At 46.9% G+C, this 18,182-nt stretch carries 18 protein-coding genes; 3 read left to right on the top strand and 15 right to left on the bottom strand.

Annotated features, from left to right (window positions below; all coding sequences use genetic code 11):
* Positions 1-218: 218 nt before the first annotated feature.
* A complete protein-coding gene (locus QT994_RS10585) occupies positions 219-1,118 on the bottom strand; it encodes a GIY-YIG nuclease family protein (RefSeq protein ID WP_333174200.1) in 900 nt (299 codons plus the stop codon).
* Between the two features lie 191 nt (positions 1,119-1,309).
* Positions 1,310-2,062 (bottom strand): site-specific integrase, encoded by a 753-nt coding sequence (locus QT994_RS10580; RefSeq protein WP_333174198.1) that lies wholly within the window; start codon positions 2,060-2,062, stop codon positions 1,310-1,312.
* Between the two features lie 146 nt (positions 2,063-2,208).
* On the opposite strand from QT994_RS10580, the gene QT994_RS10575 reads away from it, so the two are divergent.
* Positions 2,209-2,679, top strand: coding sequence for a GNAT family N-acetyltransferase (locus QT994_RS10575; RefSeq protein ID WP_333174196.1), 471 nt, complete (start codon positions 2,209-2,211; stop codon positions 2,677-2,679).
* Between the two features lie 41 nt (positions 2,680-2,720).
* Here the strand turns inward: QT994_RS10575 and QT994_RS10570 are convergent, their stop codons facing one another.
* The 5 genes from QT994_RS10570 to QT994_RS10550 form a co-directional block, all read right to left on the bottom strand.
* A complete protein-coding gene (locus QT994_RS10570; protein WP_333174194.1) occupies positions 2,721-5,876 on the bottom strand; it encodes a type I restriction endonuclease subunit R in 3,156 nt (1,051 codons plus the stop codon).
* Positions 5,876-6,865 (bottom strand): hypothetical protein, encoded by a 990-nt coding sequence (locus tag QT994_RS10565; RefSeq protein WP_333174192.1) that lies wholly within the window; start codon positions 6,863-6,865, stop codon positions 5,876-5,878. Before QT994_RS10565 ends, QT994_RS10570 begins: the two co-directional genes overlap by 1 nt.
* Before the next feature lie 45 nt (positions 6,866-6,910).
* Complete coding sequence (locus QT994_RS10560) at positions 6,911-8,173, bottom strand: restriction endonuclease subunit S (RefSeq protein ID WP_333174190.1); 1,263 nt, start codon at positions 8,171-8,173, stop codon at positions 6,911-6,913.
* Positions 8,166-9,806, bottom strand: coding sequence for a class I SAM-dependent DNA methyltransferase (locus tag QT994_RS10555; protein WP_333174187.1), 1,641 nt, complete (start codon positions 9,804-9,806; stop codon positions 8,166-8,168). Before QT994_RS10555 ends, QT994_RS10560 begins: the two co-directional genes overlap by 8 nt.
* 343 nt (positions 9,807-10,149) lie before the next feature.
* Positions 10,150-10,515, bottom strand: coding sequence for a hypothetical protein (locus QT994_RS10550; RefSeq protein WP_333174185.1), 366 nt, complete (start codon positions 10,513-10,515; stop codon positions 10,150-10,152).
* Positions 10,516-10,734: 219 nt separating this feature from the next.
* Here QT994_RS10550 and QT994_RS10545 point away from each other — a divergent pair, with 219 nt between their 5' ends.
* The gene (locus QT994_RS10545; protein ID WP_333174182.1) at positions 10,735-11,370 is read left to right on the top strand and encodes a hypothetical protein; all 636 of its coding nucleotides are present in this window, start codon (positions 10,735-10,737) and stop codon (positions 11,368-11,370) included.
* A gap of 433 nt (positions 11,371-11,803) precedes the next feature.
* On the opposite strand, the gene QT994_RS10540 is transcribed toward QT994_RS10545, so the two are convergent.
* The 4 genes from QT994_RS10540 to QT994_RS10525 are packed head-to-tail and all read right to left on the bottom strand — an operon-like array spanning position 11,804 to position 14,623.
* Positions 11,804-12,385 carry a YHYH domain-containing protein gene (locus QT994_RS10540; protein WP_333174179.1) on the bottom strand — a complete coding sequence of 194 codons (582 nt, stop codon included), beginning with the start codon at positions 12,383-12,385 and terminating at the stop codon, positions 11,804-11,806.
* Positions 12,386-12,413: 28 nt separating this feature from the next.
* Positions 12,414-12,689, bottom strand: a complete 276-nt coding sequence (locus QT994_RS10535) for a hypothetical protein (RefSeq protein WP_333174177.1) — start codon at positions 12,687-12,689, stop codon at positions 12,414-12,416.
* A gap of 24 nt (positions 12,690-12,713) precedes the next feature.
* On the bottom strand, positions 12,714-13,823 hold the full coding sequence (locus QT994_RS10530) for a ParB/RepB/Spo0J family partition protein (protein WP_333174176.1): 1,110 nt from the start codon (positions 13,821-13,823) through the stop codon (positions 12,714-12,716).
* On the bottom strand, positions 13,823-14,623 hold the full coding sequence (locus tag QT994_RS10525; protein WP_333174174.1) for a ParA family protein: 801 nt from the start codon (positions 14,621-14,623) through the stop codon (positions 13,823-13,825). The genes QT994_RS10530 and QT994_RS10525 overlap by 1 nt, the downstream gene beginning before the upstream one ends.
* A gap of 180 nt (positions 14,624-14,803) precedes the next feature.
* Here QT994_RS10525 and QT994_RS10520 point away from each other — a divergent pair, with 180 nt between their 5' ends.
* Entirely contained in the window at positions 14,804-15,703 is a 900-nt protein-coding gene (locus QT994_RS10520) for a DNA/RNA non-specific endonuclease (RefSeq protein ID WP_333174172.1), read from the top strand.
* A 389-nt stretch (positions 15,704-16,092) separates the two neighbouring features.
* Here the strand turns inward: QT994_RS10520 and QT994_RS10515 are convergent, their stop codons facing one another.
* The 4 genes from QT994_RS10515 to QT994_RS10500 form a co-directional block, all read right to left on the bottom strand.
* A complete protein-coding gene (locus QT994_RS10515; RefSeq protein WP_333174170.1) occupies positions 16,093-16,488 on the bottom strand; it encodes a nuclease A inhibitor family protein in 396 nt (131 codons plus the stop codon).
* 190 nt (positions 16,489-16,678) lie between these two features.
* On the bottom strand, positions 16,679-17,041 hold the full coding sequence (locus QT994_RS10510) for a hypothetical protein (RefSeq protein ID WP_333174168.1): 363 nt from the start codon (positions 17,039-17,041) through the stop codon (positions 16,679-16,681).
* An 82-nt stretch (positions 17,042-17,123) separates the two neighbouring features.
* A complete protein-coding gene (locus QT994_RS10505; RefSeq protein ID WP_333174165.1) occupies positions 17,124-17,726 on the bottom strand; it encodes a hypothetical protein in 603 nt (200 codons plus the stop codon).
* The gene (locus tag QT994_RS10500; RefSeq protein WP_333174163.1) at positions 17,666-18,151 is read right to left on the bottom strand and encodes a GIY-YIG nuclease family protein; all 486 of its coding nucleotides are present in this window, start codon (positions 18,149-18,151) and stop codon (positions 17,666-17,668) included. Before QT994_RS10500 ends, QT994_RS10505 begins: the two co-directional genes overlap by 61 nt.
* Between the last annotated feature and the right edge of the window lie 31 nt (positions 18,152-18,182).

Below are 18,182 nucleotides of genomic sequence, written 5' to 3'. Positions count from 1 at the left end.
TTCTTGAGCCTATTCGATTTAGTCCCAATTTGTTGGCTTTTGGTAGAGCAGTGTTTTCCCGATCGCGATCCAGAAGAACTAGAAGAAATCAGGGATGACTTCCTGCTCGACTTACATCTGATTCAGCACGAAGCAAAGGGAACCTATAGGCTCCACGAACTGATTCGGGAATTTTTGCACAGCAAGCTTGTTGAGTCCAAGCAAACCAATAATCTCAATCAGGCGATCGCATCCACCTCAACAGCCGACAGCACTTTGAGTTCCATCCCGTACAAATCGTTCAGAACAACCTTAACATCGGGAAACGCGAAATACTCTGTCAGTTTTCCAATGCGGTAATTAAAAGCTTTGTAGCGATGTTTGAAGTACAGCTCCACATTCCCCCGGCTCTCCCAAAGTCCCAGCAAATTGACGGTCACATCCGAGTAATGCGCTCTCACATCCCGCAGCACCTCGGCAATGCGTTCGGAGATCGATCGAGTTGTCACCCCAATTTTATAGAAGCAGCTTTCGTCAGCTTTGACTTCCAGAAAATAGAGCGAATTCACCAGAATCCGACGAAGCTGCGCTCGATAAATCAGCAAATCAGCCCGCCGTTCTTCCAAACAAGATAACCCCGCAGCTTCAGCAATCTCTACAGAGCTTTCCAACGAAGCCAGCTCCGACACCAGCAAAGGTTCTTGGACTTGGTTAAACAGCGGCAGGGGAAGTGCGCCGACGGGGATTTTACCCAAGTCGGTAAAGTGATAAGTGCGATCGCCTTCCGAATCCACCAATCCTTTCAACTGCCACCGAAAGTTTACCAAGTCTTTGGGAATGCCGTAATTTTGTGCGCCGTACTCTTTCCACAGCACTTTCAATTGCTCCAATTCATCACCCTTAAGCTGGATGGTGAAGTTGTCGTAAAGGGGCAGCGATGGGAAAGCTTTGGTTTTAATGCGCTGTGACACGGGCTTGCAAGTCTCCCCGGTGTGCGCGAAGTGATGTTCTTTCACTTTCCCCTTTTTTGCTGTTAATCCGCCACCGCAGTAGAGGCAAGTTAGCTGAGTTTTTCCGCGCACAACCTCATCAATGCTCGCCAGTTCACCACTGGGAGCAACACCAAATTTAAGCCACATCGCCTGTCAATTCTCCTTTGAGCCGGTTTTGGAGATGCACCTGCTCCACATGACCAACGATTCTAACAAATCCAGGGGTGAGGGCTTCTGCCTTGGGAAAGAAAGCGATCGGCACTCGATGCTCTTGATGCGTGACTTTAATCCTTGCATCCCCAATCTAAAATCTAAAATCTAAAATCTAAAACTGCTCGTCACCAATCGGGAATTTCTTCAGGCTCCGAGTCTGATAGGCCTTGTGACAGTTGCTCTTTCGGTAACGGCCCAGCGGGTAATTCATCCTGTACGCGGGGAAATACCTCTTTCCCCGCGTAGGAAAGCATGGAAAGACTTGCGATCGCTCCTTTGACTTGATCCGGCTTCACCTCTAAGTAGCGCTGTAACTGTTCGAGGTTACTGTGACCGCTGATTTCTTGAATAATCCGCAGCGGAATTCCGGCATTGCTCATCTGAGTCAGGGCAGTCCGACGAAAGCTGTGGGTGGATGCTCCCTCGATGCCGGCGCGATCGAACGCTTCTCTCAAAATCCGATCCGCTGAGTTGGGGTGCAAATGCTTCCAGTGGTGGTTCGGGTAGCGGCCGGGAAATAAATAAGTCTGACCCGCGTTGGGTTTCCAAGATGTTAGGAGACTTCGCAAATCCTCTATCACCGGAATTGTCCTGGTTTGGAGTTTTCCTTTGGTGTTGCGCTTGCGGAAGTTGATTGTAGGTCGGACTGCACCTCTGGCGGTGTAAATATCGATGACTTCCAGGGAACAAGCTTCGGCAATCCGACAAGCCGTGTAGAGACAAACTCCGAACAGCGTGCGATCGCGTGAGGTTTGCAAACCTTCGTTGAACAGCAGTTCGATTTCCTCTTGCGTGAATATCTTGGCCTGCCCGTGTCCCTCTATCTTCATCTTGGTAAACTCGACCCGATACCACAGAGTTTGCCGCAAATACTGCATTGCTGCATCGGTTGGGGGTATTTCTTAACGTGGTAGGAGAGATGCCAAGGAAAATAAGGGTCATCGTAGAGTCGATGAGCGACAATCACTATCGGGTATTCTAAAAATAAATGATGTTGGAAAGTTCATCCGAAAACAATGATCAGATGATTATTCGCGATCGCCAAGGACGAGAGTACCGCCTGCAAGTAAACGGGGACGAAAACTCATATTTTATTGCCAAACTCTTGTACCGCAACAGCGAAGTTGGTAGGCTTCACTGCGTTTTGTCTCCACCTGATAAGTTGATGATAGGCGATATCTTGATTCACGACGATGTAATTCACGCTCCAGAACACTTAGGGGCAGCTCTTTTGAGACTGCTAGTTGAACCTAAGCCAATCGATTACCGTCGCAGGGGACTGGGAACTCACCTGTTGCAATTTGCGATAAAGAAAGCTCGTCAGCGGGGAATTAAGCGAATCTGCGGTTCTCTAACTCAAAAAGACATCAACAATAATCCCAACCTTGTCAAATGGTACAAGAAGTATGGATTTGAAATACTTCCGCCTTCACAGGAGAACATCGAAAATGCAGTTTTTGGGATTTCTCTGGATTTAGGAGAGAAATCAAATTAATTACGCCTTAGCTACTTTGGTTTTGGTTTTCCTGTGTAATATTAGGAACGATTTGTCTCTACTTCAAACTCGGTGAAAACCTTTGCCTGCTCTAACACTAACTCGATCGCAAGAGCTTGCATATCGGGTGGATAGCCATATTGCCGCAATAAGCGTTTAACCATCACCTTCATTCTCGATCGGACGCTTTCTTTGAGATTCCAGTCGATAGAAGCGTTTTTGCGTACCCGTGCTACCAGGACGATCGCCAATTCTCGCAGTTGGTCTTGTCCCATCACGTCCCGCGCACTCTGGTTTTGGGCCAGGGCATCATAAAAGGCGAGTTCATAGGGTTCTAATCCCAACTCTTCACCGCGTTGTTTGGCAGCTTGGACATCCTTAGAGAGATTAATCAGTTCTTGGATCACATCCGTGACGCTAATTACTTGGTTTTGGTAGCGTCGCAAGGAGTCTTCAAGCATTTCAGTAAGCCGGCGACTCTGGACAATGTTGGTACGGCGTTGGGCTTTGATTTCATCGCGTAACAGTTTTTTGAGCAATTCCACTGCCAGATTTTGATGCTCCATACCTTCGACTTCTTCGAGGAATTCGTCGGAGATGATGGAGAGGTCAGGGCTTTTGATGCCTGCTTCGTCAAAGATGTTGATAACGGTATCGGAGACGAGGGCTTGATCCACTACTTGCCGGATAGCGGTTTCGATTTCGGCATTGCTGAGGCTACCGTCGGTAGGTTCTAGTTTGCGGAGACTGGCCTGGATAGCTTGAAAGAAGGAGATTTTTTCAGATTGGGCGATCGCCTCTGGATGGTGAGCGGTGAGAGCATAGATTTTGGAGAGCGCGGTTACGCCATCGAAGAAACGGTCTTTAATTTGCGGATCTGCGACATAGTTCGCCGCCGATTTTAGAATGTTGAGTTTGTCCCTAGTGCTGGCGTTGGAGTAAGGCTGATAGTCAAACCCCGCCATAATGTCTTCAACGACTTCGAGCTTGGCGAACAGTAGCCCGATCGCCACCTGTTGATCGAGGGTGAGGTCGCCTTTGCCGCCGCTTTGGGAGTAAACTTTCAGGGCTTCTCTGAGTTCATTGGCCACACCCAAATAATCGACTATCAAGCCGCCTTGTTTTTCAAAGTAAACGCGGTTGATGCGGGCGATCGCCTGCATCAGGTTGTGCCCCTTCATCGGCTTGTCCATATACATCGTGTGAAGGATAGGGGCATCGAAACCAGTGAGCCACATATCGCAGACGATGACGAGTTCGAGGTCGTTGGTGGAGTCTTTGAGCCGTTGCGCCAAGATTTGACGATTTTTCTTGTTGGTGTGGTGTTTTACGAGGTTGCCCTTATCAGAGGCGCTGGCAGTCATGACGACTTTGATTTTGCCGCTGTTGAGGTCGTTGCTGTGCCAGTCGGGGCGGATTTTGATAATGGCATCGTAAAGATTGGCAGCTACCTGACGGCTGAGGGTGACGATCATGCCTTTGCCGCGATTGGCAGTTTGGCGAATTTCAAAGTGGGTGACAATATCGTTGGCGATGGTTGTTAGGCGTTGGGTGGAGCCAACGATCGCCTCGACTCTGGTCTGTTTGGCTTTGGCTTGCTGGGTAGTGCTGAGCTCTTCAAAGCTGAGGTCTTCGTCGAGTTCGTTGAGCAGTTCCCGCCCTTGCTCATCGAGGTCTACTTTGACCAAGCGGCTTTCGTAGTAAATGGGGACGGTGGCGTTATCTTTGACGGCTTGGGCGATGTCGTAGATGTCGATGTAGTCGCCAAAGATTTCAGGGGTGTTTTTGTCGGTCTGTTCAATGGGAGTGCCGGTGAAGCCGACGAAGGTGGCGTTGGGCAAGGCATCGCGGATGTATTTGGCGAAGCCGTAGCGGGTCTGTTTGCCGACGATGTTGCCTTCCTCGTCTTTGATGTTGACCTGTTTGGCTTTGAATCCGTATTGGCTGCGGTGGGCTTCATCGGCTAGAACGACGATGTTGGTGCGATCGCTAATCTTGGGATAAATCGTCTCGTTGTCTTGGGGAGAGAATTTTTGTACAGTGGTAAAGATGATGCCACCAGAATTGACGTTGAGCAGTTCTTGCACGGCATCGCGATCGCTGGCTTGTTGAGGAGATTGACGCAACAGTTGTCGGCATCCGGCGAAGGTGTCGAAGAGTTGCTCGTCCAGGTCGTTGCGATCCGTGAGGATAACAATGGTGGGGTTATTCAGCGTCAGGACGAGTTTGCCACTGAGGAAGACCATCGAAAGGGATTTGCCACTGCCTTGGGTATGCCACAGGACACCTCCGCGATGGTTGGTTCTAGTGGCGACGATGACGCTCTCAACGGCTTTGTTGACGGCGTAATACTGGTGGTAGGCAGCCAGCTTTTTAATGGTTTGCAGGGTAACGACTTCGGTCTTGGGGTCTACAATCTTGATTTTTTCAAAGACGGTGAAGTGGCGGATCTGGTCGAGCAGGGTGTCTTTGTTGAGCATCCCCTGAGTCAGAATTTCTAGTTCATTGGTGTTGGGGTTGTTGTCAATGTCGCCGTTGGGGAGTTTACGTTTCCATTGGCTAAAACGGCTATAGGAAGCAGAGAGAGAGCCGGCACGGGCGGAGGTGCCATCAGAAATTACTAGCAGCGCATTGTAGGTGAAGAGGCTGGGGATTTCGCGCTTGTAAGTCTGTAATTGGTTAAAGGCGGCTTGCAGGTTGGCTTTGGCATCGGCGGCGTTCTTGAGTTCAATCACCACTAGGGGCAGCCCGTTGATAAAAAGAATAATGTCGGGGCGGCGATCGTGGTTGTCTTCGATGACGGTGAACTGATTCACGGCAAGAAATTCGTTATTTTCGGGGTTGTCCCAGTCAATCAGCCAAAGCTGTTTCCCTTTGGTTTCGCCGTCGCGCTGATATTCAACGTTGATACCCTCAGTGAGGTAGCCGTGGAAGGTTTCGTTGTTGTCGATCAGGTCGAAACTGGCGAGGTTTTGCAGTTCCCGTTGGGCTTCGTGGCGAGTTTCGGGAGGAATGTGGGGATTGATCCGCGCTAGGGCTTGAGTTAGACGGTCTTTGAGTAGGACATCACTGAAGCTCTGGCGTTCGGGTGTGGCTCCTTCGGGTTCAAGGATTTTGCCGTGTTTGTAGTCGTAGCCGAGGGCATCAAGCAGTTCGAGGCTGTATTCTTCGATCTGGTCTTCGGTGGTGTAGTTCATCAACTGTAAGAGATGGTGAGTATTGAACTATCTTGAACAACATTTTTTCCCAGGAAGTCGGTAATTAAGCCAAAAATTACTTTTTCATCTGTCAAATCAAACAAGCTAATGCCACCAGATGCCAAACTATTAAAGATTGATTGATAGTACAAAAGCTCATCGTGTAGTGATGCGTCTATATCTCGACCTCGAAGTAACATCATATCAACAATATCACCTCTTGACAAACCTTCTGAAAACTGGACATCACTACTAAACAAAGAATTGCTTTGTACTTCAAATGATGTGAGGTTAAGTAAGTTTGCTCTGACTTGGTAAAAGTCATTACCTAAGTCGAAATAAACAACAGGGTAAAGAGTGAAGTAGGGCTTCCGCTTAAAGTAATCAGTAACATAACGACCATAGGGGGAAGAACTTACTTTTAGTTGGATTCCGGCATTTTTGCGTTTTCCGCTAGTTATATTCTTAGGAACCAAGAGTTCTCTTGCTTTTGTTGCGCTATCAATCCAGCATATATCCCTGTCACTCTGCCTGCTGTACCATGACGGATTTTGAGTATTTGTTTTTGCTAAGCCTGTCCCTACTGCATGATAATTATCCGGATTTTGCTGAAAAGGATACCAAAAAATTTTCTTTATTAAATTACTAAACTGATTTTTATCTTCTCTAAGAAGCCGGGCTATATTAGCCCACTTCGCATTTTTACTGGAATCACTGTTACATTCTCTTACTACAATCCCTTCTGCTGTGTATCCCAACATTTTTGCGACCATTCTTGCTCTTCCGTTTTGTCTGTCACCTTCTATAAAGGGTGTATAACTATACATAGTGGTTGTAGAGTCAAAATATATAACACCAACATCTTCTAGCAACTCGATCAGGCGGTTTGTTCGACTATAGTACGGAGTATTATCAATTAGATGCTTGCCATCATCAGCAACCAATGATTTGAGGTTATTTTCTGGGAGAATTAAGACAGAATTCAACATAATAGCTTCTGGAATGTAAAAGACAGTGCGAAAAGTTGAGGTACTTTATTGAGTGATGCGTAGTTGGCCGCTCATCAGTTGGGGTAGAAGCACATCGCGGGTTTTGGTTAAGGTTTGAATTTGCAAACTATTTTTAATGAGCTTTTCCAAAATAGGACTCATGGTAGAGTTCATAATCCGCAATTGGCTGTCGTCAGGAACGTAACATAAAGCTTCAGATAAATGTTTTCTCTGAATATGCCCCATTGTGGTTGCTTTACCTTTTGCTATCGCCCGAAAGTGGTTAAGATGCTCTAAATTCCACAAATAGTAGAACCACTTCGGATATTTTTTCGAGGAAACTTTGAACAAATGTTGATTCAATGCACCTTTTCCAAAACACCAAATAATTATCTCTAGTGATCCGGACCATGAAAAAATAACATCACCGTTATCAATAACATATTGGCTTGGAATTTCAAGACTTGCCTTTTCTGTATTTGCAGTGATGCCAGCTTTCATCTCTCGAATCTTAATTACAGGCAAAAAATTATCACTCTTCGCTGGATAATTTTGTAGTGCTAAACCATTTAGAAAATTGGCAATTTCATCTAGGGGATCAATAAACCAACCTATGGGGATTTCGCCTAACTCCGATCGCACCATTTCTCCACCAGATGACTTGTAGGGCTTCCCATCTTTATTGGGAAACTCAAAATCGACTAACCACTGTTTGAACAAGGTTTGCACGATTATTTTTAGCGTCTCGTTCTGTCTTCTGAGGTTTTCAATCTTGTGATCGAGGCACAATAATACTGTTGAAATCCTTCTTTGTTCTTCAATATCTGGAACGGAAATTTTAAACTCACGTTGATTAGTGAGGCTTATATAAGGAGCCATATCAGTTTCCCTACAGCGAGCGTTGACTTGCTGCTGAAAATGATGGGAGTGGATGTAGTAGTAAAGAAACCAACGATCTAAAAAATCCGAATCTAAAGAGCGCCAAAATGTCACTTGAGGGGAGCAGACAAAATCTTGGCAATCCATCGGAGCTATTGCAATTTTTCCAATGGTTCCTTTGGAGGAAAATAAAATATCTCCGGGTTCTCCAATACCTTTTCGTATTCTATTTAAAGCTACTTGATTTATTTTTTCGGCAGTCTTAAACAAGATTCTATTGTTATCAATATCCGCAGAACGAATGAAAGGTGTTCCTTGGTCTCCAAATTCATTTGAGCGAGGTCGATATTCACCATGATTTCCGTCTTCCACCTTAAGAACGTTGGCATTTTCAAGGTCTGAAACTTTGTAAGTTTCCCACTCACTCATATCCAAACCCCACCTTTGCCAACTGGGTCTTAATCTCGTTGTCTAGCGCTGCGGCTTCTTGCATCTGTGCTGCCAGTTCTGCTGTCAATGCTGACATCGTTTCCTCAAAAGAAATCTCAGATTCCACCTCATCAGGAATCCCCACATACCGTCCCGGCGTTAAGACAAAATTGTGCTTCTCAATCTCCGCCAACGTTCCCGACTTGCAAAACCCTTTGATGTCCTGGTAGTTGCTGCCGTTTCGCTTCCATTCGTGATATGTTCCCGTAATCTTCTGAATGTCGTTATCATCCAACGCTCGATTGCGCCGACTGAGCATATAGCCCAACTCCGACGCATCAATAAATAATACCTCCCCCTTGCGATCGCGGTTTTTGTTGCCGTTTTTAGATCTACTTAAAAACCACAGACACGCCGGAATGCCGGTGTTGTAAAACAACTGCGTTGGCATCATCACAATGCAGTCCACCAAATTCGCCTTCACTAATTCCTTGCGAATCTCTCCCTCACCGCTTGTATTCGACGACAGCGACCCATTTGACAACACAAACCCCGCTGCCCCGGTCGGAGCCAGATGATAGAGGAAATGCTGCACCCAGGCAAAGTTGGCACTGCCCACGGGGGGCGTTCCATACTGCCAGCGCCCATCATTACGAAGGGGATGCCCCCCGTCATTTTTCTCGTCTATCCGGCCAACCCAGTCGCTATCGTTAAACGGTGGATTCGCGATCACAAAATCTGCTTTCAAATCTGGGTGAGCATCCTTAAGAAACGACCCCTCTGTATTCCACCGAATATTCGAGCCATCAATTCCCCGAATTGCCAGGTTCATCCGACACAGCTTATAGGTTGTCTCGTTGCTTTCCTGCCCATAGATGGAAATATCATCCAGCCGCCCCTGGTGCGCCTTCACAAATTTCTCACTCTGGACAAACATTCCCCCTGACCCACAGCAAGGATCAAACACTCGCCCCTTATAGGGTTCGAGCATCTCTACCAACACCCGCACCACACTTTCTGGCGTGTAGAATTGTCCTCCCTTCTTGCCTTCTGCCAAGGCAAACTCCCCCAAGAAATACTCATACACCTGCCCTAGTAAATCTGCCTGTCGAGTAGGGGCTACCCTTGGCTCCATATCCAAAATTAACTGCCCGTCAGATTCTGCCTTTACCTTCGCCAAGTTGACGCTGCCGATATTGTCGATCAGCCCCCCCAAAGCGATCGGGTCAAGCTTCTGCTGACCATAGACCTTCGGCAAAATCCCCTTGAGGAGTTTGGGGTTTTCCCGCTCGATCGCCTCCATCGCTTCATCTACTATCTGCCCAATCGTCGGCTGCTTCGCCTGTGCTTGCAATGCTGACCACCGCGCCTCAGCAGGTACGAAAAACACATTCTCCGCTTTGTACTCGTCCGAGTCTTCCGGGTCAGCCCCCGCGTATTCCCCCTCACCAGCAATCAACTTCTCATGCAACTGCTCAAAGGAATCAGAGATGTACTTAAGGAAGACTAATCCCAAGACGATGTGCTTATACTCTGCCGCATCAATGTTCTTTCGTAGCTTGTCCGCCGCCTTCCATAGCTTCTGCTCTAGGCTTTCCTTATTCTGGGCGTTGGTTGTCTTGTCTTTGGGCATAGCAGTCTTCAATAGTCCAAAGTCTATTTTACTTGACGGAGTAACAACCCCGTCAGAGTAAATAGCTTTACGAAAGTTCTAGCAAGGAATATGTGCAATGTCAGAGTCATATTTCCCCATCTAGGCACTACAATCCCCACAATTCCATCAGAATACAGAATTTTCTGATTTTTATTTGACTCTCTAGCTTTTAGAAGTGAGATGTCATTTTCAGGCAACGGTGCATCAAACATCTTGGCAACAAAATCAGCCCCAACAATCTAGCTTCGCGACAGCCTAGAGAGTCTGCGCTCAGGACTACATCATAATAGAGTCCATCCTAACCCAGGGCTTAAAATTTTGCTTAGCTCTGAGAGTTCTGCCTCAATTTCTTTACATCGGCACGTTCTGTCTCAAGTTGCGATCGAACTTCCACCAATTCTTGTTCAAGTGATTCTTTTTCACTTGCAGAGTTACCTAACTGTGTATGTAAACACTGATTTTCAGCCTGTACTGCCTCCATAGACGGAGAAATCTCGCTATCTGATTGGTGCGTCGGGTTCGCCCCGTCAGTTTCTAGATCAGCTTTTACTGTTTCTACAAGCGGGGTATCACCTTCTGCTAACGCTTCTAGGTAATCATTCCCACTCATCCCTGCTTCGTCAGCGACAGCCGCTAACCATTGCCCCGCAGCATCAGTCAAGTTGCCTGAACGAACATTGTTAGCCATTGTCATTTTTATAAATGGTGCTCAACCTTCTAACCATTCCATGAACAGATGAATTGTCACAAGTGCCAATAGGCAGGGAAACAACATTTTTCCATCTACGACTCGAAACTGCTACCTACGGCAAGGTCAGGATATAATAAATAACTTGTTGCGCTAGCAGGTTTTTTGTGCTGATAACTGGTTGGTAGAGGAAAGAAAGCAACAGCGAAGGTTTGTAAAATGGATGAAGTCGTCAAGAAAGTAGCTGCTTTGGGTTTACCAGGTATCATCTTGGTAGTGACGATGGCTGCGACAGGTTTTACAGGAGCGGCTGCAATCACAGCAGCTCTAGCATTTCTAGGTGGCCCGGCAGGAATGCTCGGAGGCATTGCCGTACTAGGTTTGACGGGATTGATTGCAGATGCCTTAACAAAAGTAGGGTTAGAGGACTTGCTAACAGCAATTTATTGCCAAAGGCGCTTATCGGAGCCACACGGGAAACTTTTAGATGAGATTGAGCAATTATCCCTGTTTGATGGCGATATCAAAGAAAGGCTCAAGCAAACTGTGACAGATGGATGTGGTTGTTCAGCAGCCAGCGCTGCAAACATTTCAGATGTTACCCTTGAGGCTCGCGCCATTTTAGAAGCTGTCCCAGGAATGACACCAGCACACCACAGGGATTTTAACAGTTCCAATCCGATTATCAGACTTAGGGATGGAACAGCGGTTAGGGCTTGGAAAAACCCCCTCGGCGTTGACCACATTTTTTTAGCCGATCCCGATGGCAAAATGATTTACGGTGGCTTCGTAGGCTGGATTCACAGCGAGGGGTTGAATCAAGCTATTTCGCAGATGAGAAGCAACTTGACTTGACATATTACCCGGACTAAGGATGGCGATCGCCTTTGGCTGTCAGGAAACTGAAGAAAAATCAGAATAAGTCAAGAAAATCAACTTAAACCAAGAAAATCAGAATAACTCAAGAAAAGGCAAAATAAGTCAAGAAAAATCAACCTAAACCAAATTAAAGCGCCTATCGTCCCGTGTCGATCGCCCCGATGCTTGCGTATCTGGCACGGCTGGTACGGCTCCAAAAATGCACTCTAGATGGGGCTAGACGGGGTTTTGGGGTGATTGGATGGTGAGGACTGGCACGGTCGGAGCGGTCGGAGCGATCACAGGGTGTGGCTAGCTTTTTTCTTTAAAGTGTTGAGATGTAAATAGTTGATGTTTCTAAAAAGCTGGTGAATGCAGAAACCCGCCCCAGTCACAGTGCAGCGGGTTTAAAGGTTTTAAAGGGTTTATATCAATTGCGCGATTGTTGGATATAGCGAGAAACATTACCAATTGCTTCAACGGCGTACTTGTTTCCTAAATTAAACGCTAAGGCTCGTTTGAAATTGACTAACGCAGTTTGGTAGTCTTTCTGTTTCATTCCTGCGTATCCCAAATTCATACAGGTTTTAAAATCTGGACAATTACCGGGTATCGCCATCACGTAAGGCTCGACAACGTTAATCTGGGTAAATGCTTTGATATCCCCTGGTTTGAGGAGTAAAGCTTGCTGGAAATACCTGAGCGCCTGAGCTGCATCCGAATTAAGCTGCGCTTCTCCCCGATTCATGCAGTCAGTGAACGTCAGGCAAACGCTTTCCGAACCTCCGCCACTGGGCGAACCTGACCCGGAACCCGACCCGGAACCCGACCCGGAACCTGACCCGGAACCTGAACCATTGTGGCAATGGTAGTCTCCGGTTTTGCGATTGGTATGACATCCGCTGGCATCAGTGCGACCTGGATGTCCCCAGCTACTCTCCGCGATCGAGACAGCCGATAAAGCTAAAAAAGCAGCAGCCAAGGCTTTGGATACCTTGCAATTAATTTTCATGGGGTTTCATTCTGGTTTGGGATTGCAGTCAGTCAAACAAGCCGTAGATGCAGCAAGCAGAATCAAGAGCGAGTTGCGATCGCGTTTCGATCACCCCATAGCGTCTCGCATAAAAATCCACCTCTATCTCTACCTTAATTCCCTTTTTGCTTTGATACGTCTGTACAAACACGCAGTTATAGAGATTTGACGTTCTGAAGCAGGAAATTGGTATATCCTGATGAAGCTGTAGCAGTGTTAAGCCTTTGGTCAATATGTACCTATCCTCATGAAGCTCTAGCGGTTTTAAGCCCTGGGTCAGCATATACCAAGAAACTCCCGCTTAGTATCATCTCAAAATTTCATCAATTTCCGAAAGCTTTTGTTGTAAAACTTGGCGCAACTCCGTAAGTTGTTCAGCGCTAGTCGAAACCATCACTACTTTCGATAACTTCTTAACCCCTCGCACCAATGTTGTGACTTCTTTCGAGTCAGAAGTGACTGATTTTAGGTATTTAGCCTTGATCTGTCCCACCAACTCGCGAGTCTTCGCTACCGTCAAATCTTGTTCAATCACTTGGCTAGTCGCTTCAATCCTCTCCTTCGTAGCCTGACGCTCAGAAGTCTTTAAAGTCTTAGCAGATAAAACCGTCAAAGCTAAAGCGTGCGCTCCTTTCAGCCCTAGCTGTCGAATTGCTGCCTTCAAATCCTTTGGCAGGGACAACATAGGAATTAAGTTAGCCTTCACCGAAGCGGGATTTAAAGCTAAATCCAACAAAGCTAACAGCAACTTTTCCTCCGTTTCGCTCACTCCCAAAGATTGCACTCCTTGCTGCTGTTCCTCTGTGGCAGCCGTCACGAGGGCAGTCAGTTGATGAGCCTGGGACGAACGTTCCAAACGCCGCAACACCGTTGAGAGTACAGTAGAAATCTCTTCAGCCTCACGGCCGGTAGTGGTAGCTATTTCCTGAATAATCGCCTCAGCCTTATCTAAGGGATTGAGGTCTTCGTGATGGATAAACGTCAACAGCGCTTTGCGATGTAAATCTTGAGGCATGGGGGCAGTGACAGCCCGCATTGTTTTCCAACCCAACTGTTTAGCCGCTTCCCAACGCCGCTGTCCGTCCCACAACAAGTATCTTTCACCTTGAGGAATGACAATCAGTGGAGTAATCTGCCCGTCGTGAGCCAAACTCCGAGCCAAAGTTTGAATGCTTTCCGGTGTAATTGTCTGGCGAGGTTGGTAGTGATTGGGGTCAATTAAATCTACAGCTACTTCTAATTCACCCGACTGCGCTTTCAGTTGCTCTCGCAAAGCTGCCATTTGTTGCTCTAGCTCTGGAGATGGTGTAGCTCGCAGCCTCTCTACTTCAGCTTGTAATTGGGCAATCCGTTCGGCTTGGTCAGTCGCTTGATAAGCACCCGCAAAGCGTTCGTTTATTTTAGGCAGTTTACCCATTAAAGTTTTCCTTTTTTAACTAACGTAACGAGGTCGTCAGCGATCGATTTGAAGTCCTTGCAAGCGGGATGGGCTGGGCGGTATTTTTGTAAAGGCAAGCCGTTGGCGCTTGCATTCTTGAATTCTGAGGAATCTCGAATCTGCGGGTATAGTTTTACTCGCAGTTGTTCGGCGACTTCAGGTAACTGCTGGAGGTACTGGCGGTGAATGGCGCGACTGTTGTCATATAAGCTGGGAACTAAGCCTAAGACGGGAGGGCGTGGTTCTAGCTTTAAGTCGTCAGCAATTCCAATCAACCACTGCGTCAAGTCAGCTACGCCGGAAACAGATTTCATCTCTAACTGAAGGGGAATTAATATGCCGGTGGCAGCCGCCACTGCATTTTCGCAAAGCATTCCTATGGTGGCAGGGCAGTCGAGGATGACCACATCGTGGCGTAGGGGATGGCTCTTTAAGCGATCGGCCAGCACGTACTCACCGCGTCTCCGAATGACCAAATCGCTTGCCACTTGTGCGGTAGCGGGATGACCTTGACAGATTTCGATATCGGGATGGTTCCAAGCCGAAACCAAGGGCCAATTTCCGTCGAAGTCTTTGTCAAATACTCGGACAACTGTGTTTTCAACTTCTGCGCTCGGTAAACCACAGAATACATCTAAAGCTCGTTGAGGATCGAGGTCGATTAAAGCTACTTTGAGTCCTCGCTTGCATATCTCGTAAGCGAGATGTACTGCTAACGTTGTTTTCCCAACACCGCCTGCATTGGCTAAAATCCCAATAATAATTTTGTGCTTTGCCATAACTTCACTCTGAAAAGTCGTATTTTAAGATACGACAGAAAGTTTGTCTCGTCGTATTTTAAGATACGACAGAACATTTGCTTCGTCTTTTAAGATACGACTAGCGGTGCTGTATTCTTTTTGTTAAGTGGCAGGCTGCTGATAAGCTTGGCATGGAAGATGTAAGAGGAGCGGTTGAGAGTGAAGAATTTGTGGCAACGGGGGGCGATCGCTCTGATTTTGTTAGGAATTGTTAGCGGCTGCAACTTGACTGAGCCATCGCCACCGTCTCGGCTTCCTCAAATTGGTCGTGAAAAACCAAGGGTGCAGCAACCAAAACCAAGCACCAGAGAACCCATCAGCTCAGCCATCAATAACCGCAACTTACTCCTGGGAAATCCCAGCAATGCCGTTTCTAGTGTTGCCAGCATCGACAACTATTTACTGGTAAAACCTCAGTACGTGATGAGCTACAACAGTAAAACTAAGACCGCCAACTGGGTTTCGTGGCAACTGAATCGCTCTTGGATTGGAGCAGCCGATCGCCAAGACAACTTCCGCCCCGATGATTCCCTGCCCGCTGATTGGTACAAAGTCCGACCCAACGATTACATGGGAACTGGCTATGACCGGGGACACATTGCACCCAGTGCCGATAGAACTCGCAACGAACCCGACAACAGCAGCACATTCCTGATGACCAATATGATGCCGCAAGTACCAGAAGTTAACAGAGGCGTGTGGGGTGACTTGGAAGAGTATTGCCGGGAATTGGTGGCACAGGGCAAGGAACTTTACATCGTAGCGGGGCCCGTGGGGAGGAAAGGCAGCATCGGCAGAAAGGAGAAAATTGCAGTGCCGACTAAGAATTGGAAAGTTATCGTGGTTCTCGGCCAACAAGGGTTGGGGATGCAAGGAATTACAACCGACACGAGGACGATCGCTGTAATGATGCCCAACGATGCCAGCGTCAAAGGCAGGGGATGGAGAAGCTTTCGAGTTTCCGTAGCGAGAGTTGAAAAGGAAACGGGGCTGAATTTCTTGTCTAATGTCCCGCCACAGATTCAGCAGGTGATTGAAAGCAAAGTGGACAGTCAGTAAAAAAGGAATAGAACTTACTTTTTTGCTTGAGACTTTTAACCAACTGCATTAACATTTGCCATTAGGAATCCGTAAGAAAAGATGAAGAGAATAAACTTGATTAGCCAGTTAATCCTGAAATTATATTTTCTGTCAAGGTAAGACCAGAGGGGAGGAAAAACAATTAGGAACATAAAAAAGGAAGCTATAATACCCATCTGGAATGGCTTGCCCTCTGTGTAAGAGAGGAATAATAAAATTCCTAGCATAACTAAACAGTAAAGAGAAGCAAGCCAACTAATTACTTTGCCAAGCGCGCTCATATTACAACCTCTGTTCCTGACTCTAATTATGGTTACTATGTAACTAAATGATTAACAAACAATCATAGTTCACCCTGTCTGTTGCAATCAAGTCTCCACCAGTTTCGTAGACAGCCCCGCCACTCCGCCACCGTCCGTCACTCCAATGATGTACGCATCAATCTCAATGCTGCCAACTCGGTAAACCTGCAACTGCGATAGGTTCTGCTTCAAGACGCTCACTAAGTTCTGAAAGCACTTCACTATTTCCCGTTCTTCTTCATCGTGCCAATCTTCTTCTTGGGTGGCGGCATCAAAGAACTCGTCCACACTTATTATTTCTACGGCAGCATCGGGTAGATGATTCGTCAGTTGCAAGAGTTTCGGCGGGGTTAGCTCTCCCTGTGTCGGCCAATGAATGACCTCAAAGGGAGCATCAGTTTCGCTTCCGAAGAGTAAGCCCTCAGAAGCTTGTTGGAGTTGGGTGGCGATCGAGTCGGTCATGATTGCGGTGGTTCCTCAGCTTTACTGTGATTGTACAGTTGGCGTTGCTACAGCGGGCTTCGAGGCGATCGCTCTGGGAACTCTGAAACTCCTAAAACTGCCTGTGGTGATGACGCTGGGTGAGTTTTGGTGTTTAGTTACGTCACGGCAACCTTGGCAACTTTCTTCGTCGGTCACGATATCGATCGTCTCACTCTCCTCCAACTTCCACCTGCAACTCATACACCCTCAAACTTGGATGTTCGCCAATCAGCCGCCAGCCATATCCTTCAACCGTTGGGGTAGGTCGCGCTCCCTGGCGGTACAGGAATATCGGCTCGTTTCTCATCAATGCCGTAAATATCTCCCGCTCTCTGTCTTTGCCATCATCCCAGATGAGGTGAGCTTTGCCGAAGTAGCCCGCACCCATCAAACTAGCAAAGAGCCATTCCATAAGAGCTTGCTGCTCGTCTTGGTTAAGCGTGGATTCACCGTAAGTGTCGATTATGGGTATTTTGGATTTGGGCTTGAGTGATGCGATGAGGGCGGTGGCGAGGTTGATGTATTTTTTCATTGGTAGGTGGAGATGCGTCTAGTTCTAGTTAGTTGGGATGAAAGATATTCTTCGGTCGATCGCACGTTCGGAACTCGCCCACTTAAAGAGCTGTTTTAAGGCTTATCAACCAAACGACTGAATTAACAGCCAACAAAAAGGTATAAAAAATATAGATTGATGGAGCACCCATAGCTCTCCCTAAAGAAGGCATTTTAAATATTTTCAAAGAACCGAGCGGGTGAACTAAACCTTTGGGTATAGAACCAGTATTAAAACTTTCATCTAAAGCCCTTTCATCATTCAAGAACTCAGTAACTTCAGCGGCTCTTTGCATATAATAAAATTGTACTCTCCAATATGTAGCTTCTAAAAACCAAAAACCAAAAATTATAACGTATCCCAGCGGAGTTAACGCATTTATTTTGCTGGCAAACACCCAACCAATTAACGCTACCCAAATGGTAATGGCTGCCGTTTTTACCTGCTGCAAAATCGTACTGAAATTAGCTATTTTTTTCTCTAGTTCCTCTGCTCCTTTTTGCAGCATGGCTAGCTGAAATTCAAATCGATCCATATTTGATTCGGGGATGGCTGATTGTTCCTCTATCGTTTCTAACTTTAAAATACCAAATTGCAGCAGTTTTACTTCCCGAACGGTTGCCCCCACCACTGCCAGCATTCTTTGTTGAAAGGCGATCGCCATTTGTAGATAAGCTCGGACTCTAACTGTAGCCGCTGTTTCCGATTGCTCGGCGCTCCGTACCAAAATGCTATGGCTACACTCACACCCAGAGAATAACGCCGATGCAATTCGATGTAGTTGGCAATGTAGCTGTGACAATCGTGGCTCACCCATCGTTGCTTGGGAGTACGGTCTGTTTCTCCTATATACAGCACCAAGGGGAGTTCGTTGTCGATAACGAAGTAGAGGCAAGTACGATCACCCCAATCCGGTTTTTCGCAGAAGGAAAGATTGTGTAATTCCAGGGTAAACGGGTCGATGCTGTTAGAGTCACAGGGATTGGGTGCGAGCTCGAATAGACTTCCCTGTCGCGGTTGGTCAGTGCCTTCAGATTGTTGGTGTTCAAAAATGCGCTGTTTCCAGCTTTTTAGCGCATCAGAACTCATCGTTAATTGAGGAGATTTCGGGGTTCTGGCT

This window comes from Microcoleus sp. S13_B4 (assembly GCF_036700885.1).
In the GTDB taxonomy this organism is placed as follows: Bacteria; Cyanobacteriota; Cyanobacteriia; order Cyanobacteriales; family Microcoleaceae; genus Microcoleus.
The sequence above is the reverse complement of the archived record's forward strand: the minus strand, read 5'-3'. Positions and strand labels throughout refer to the sequence as shown.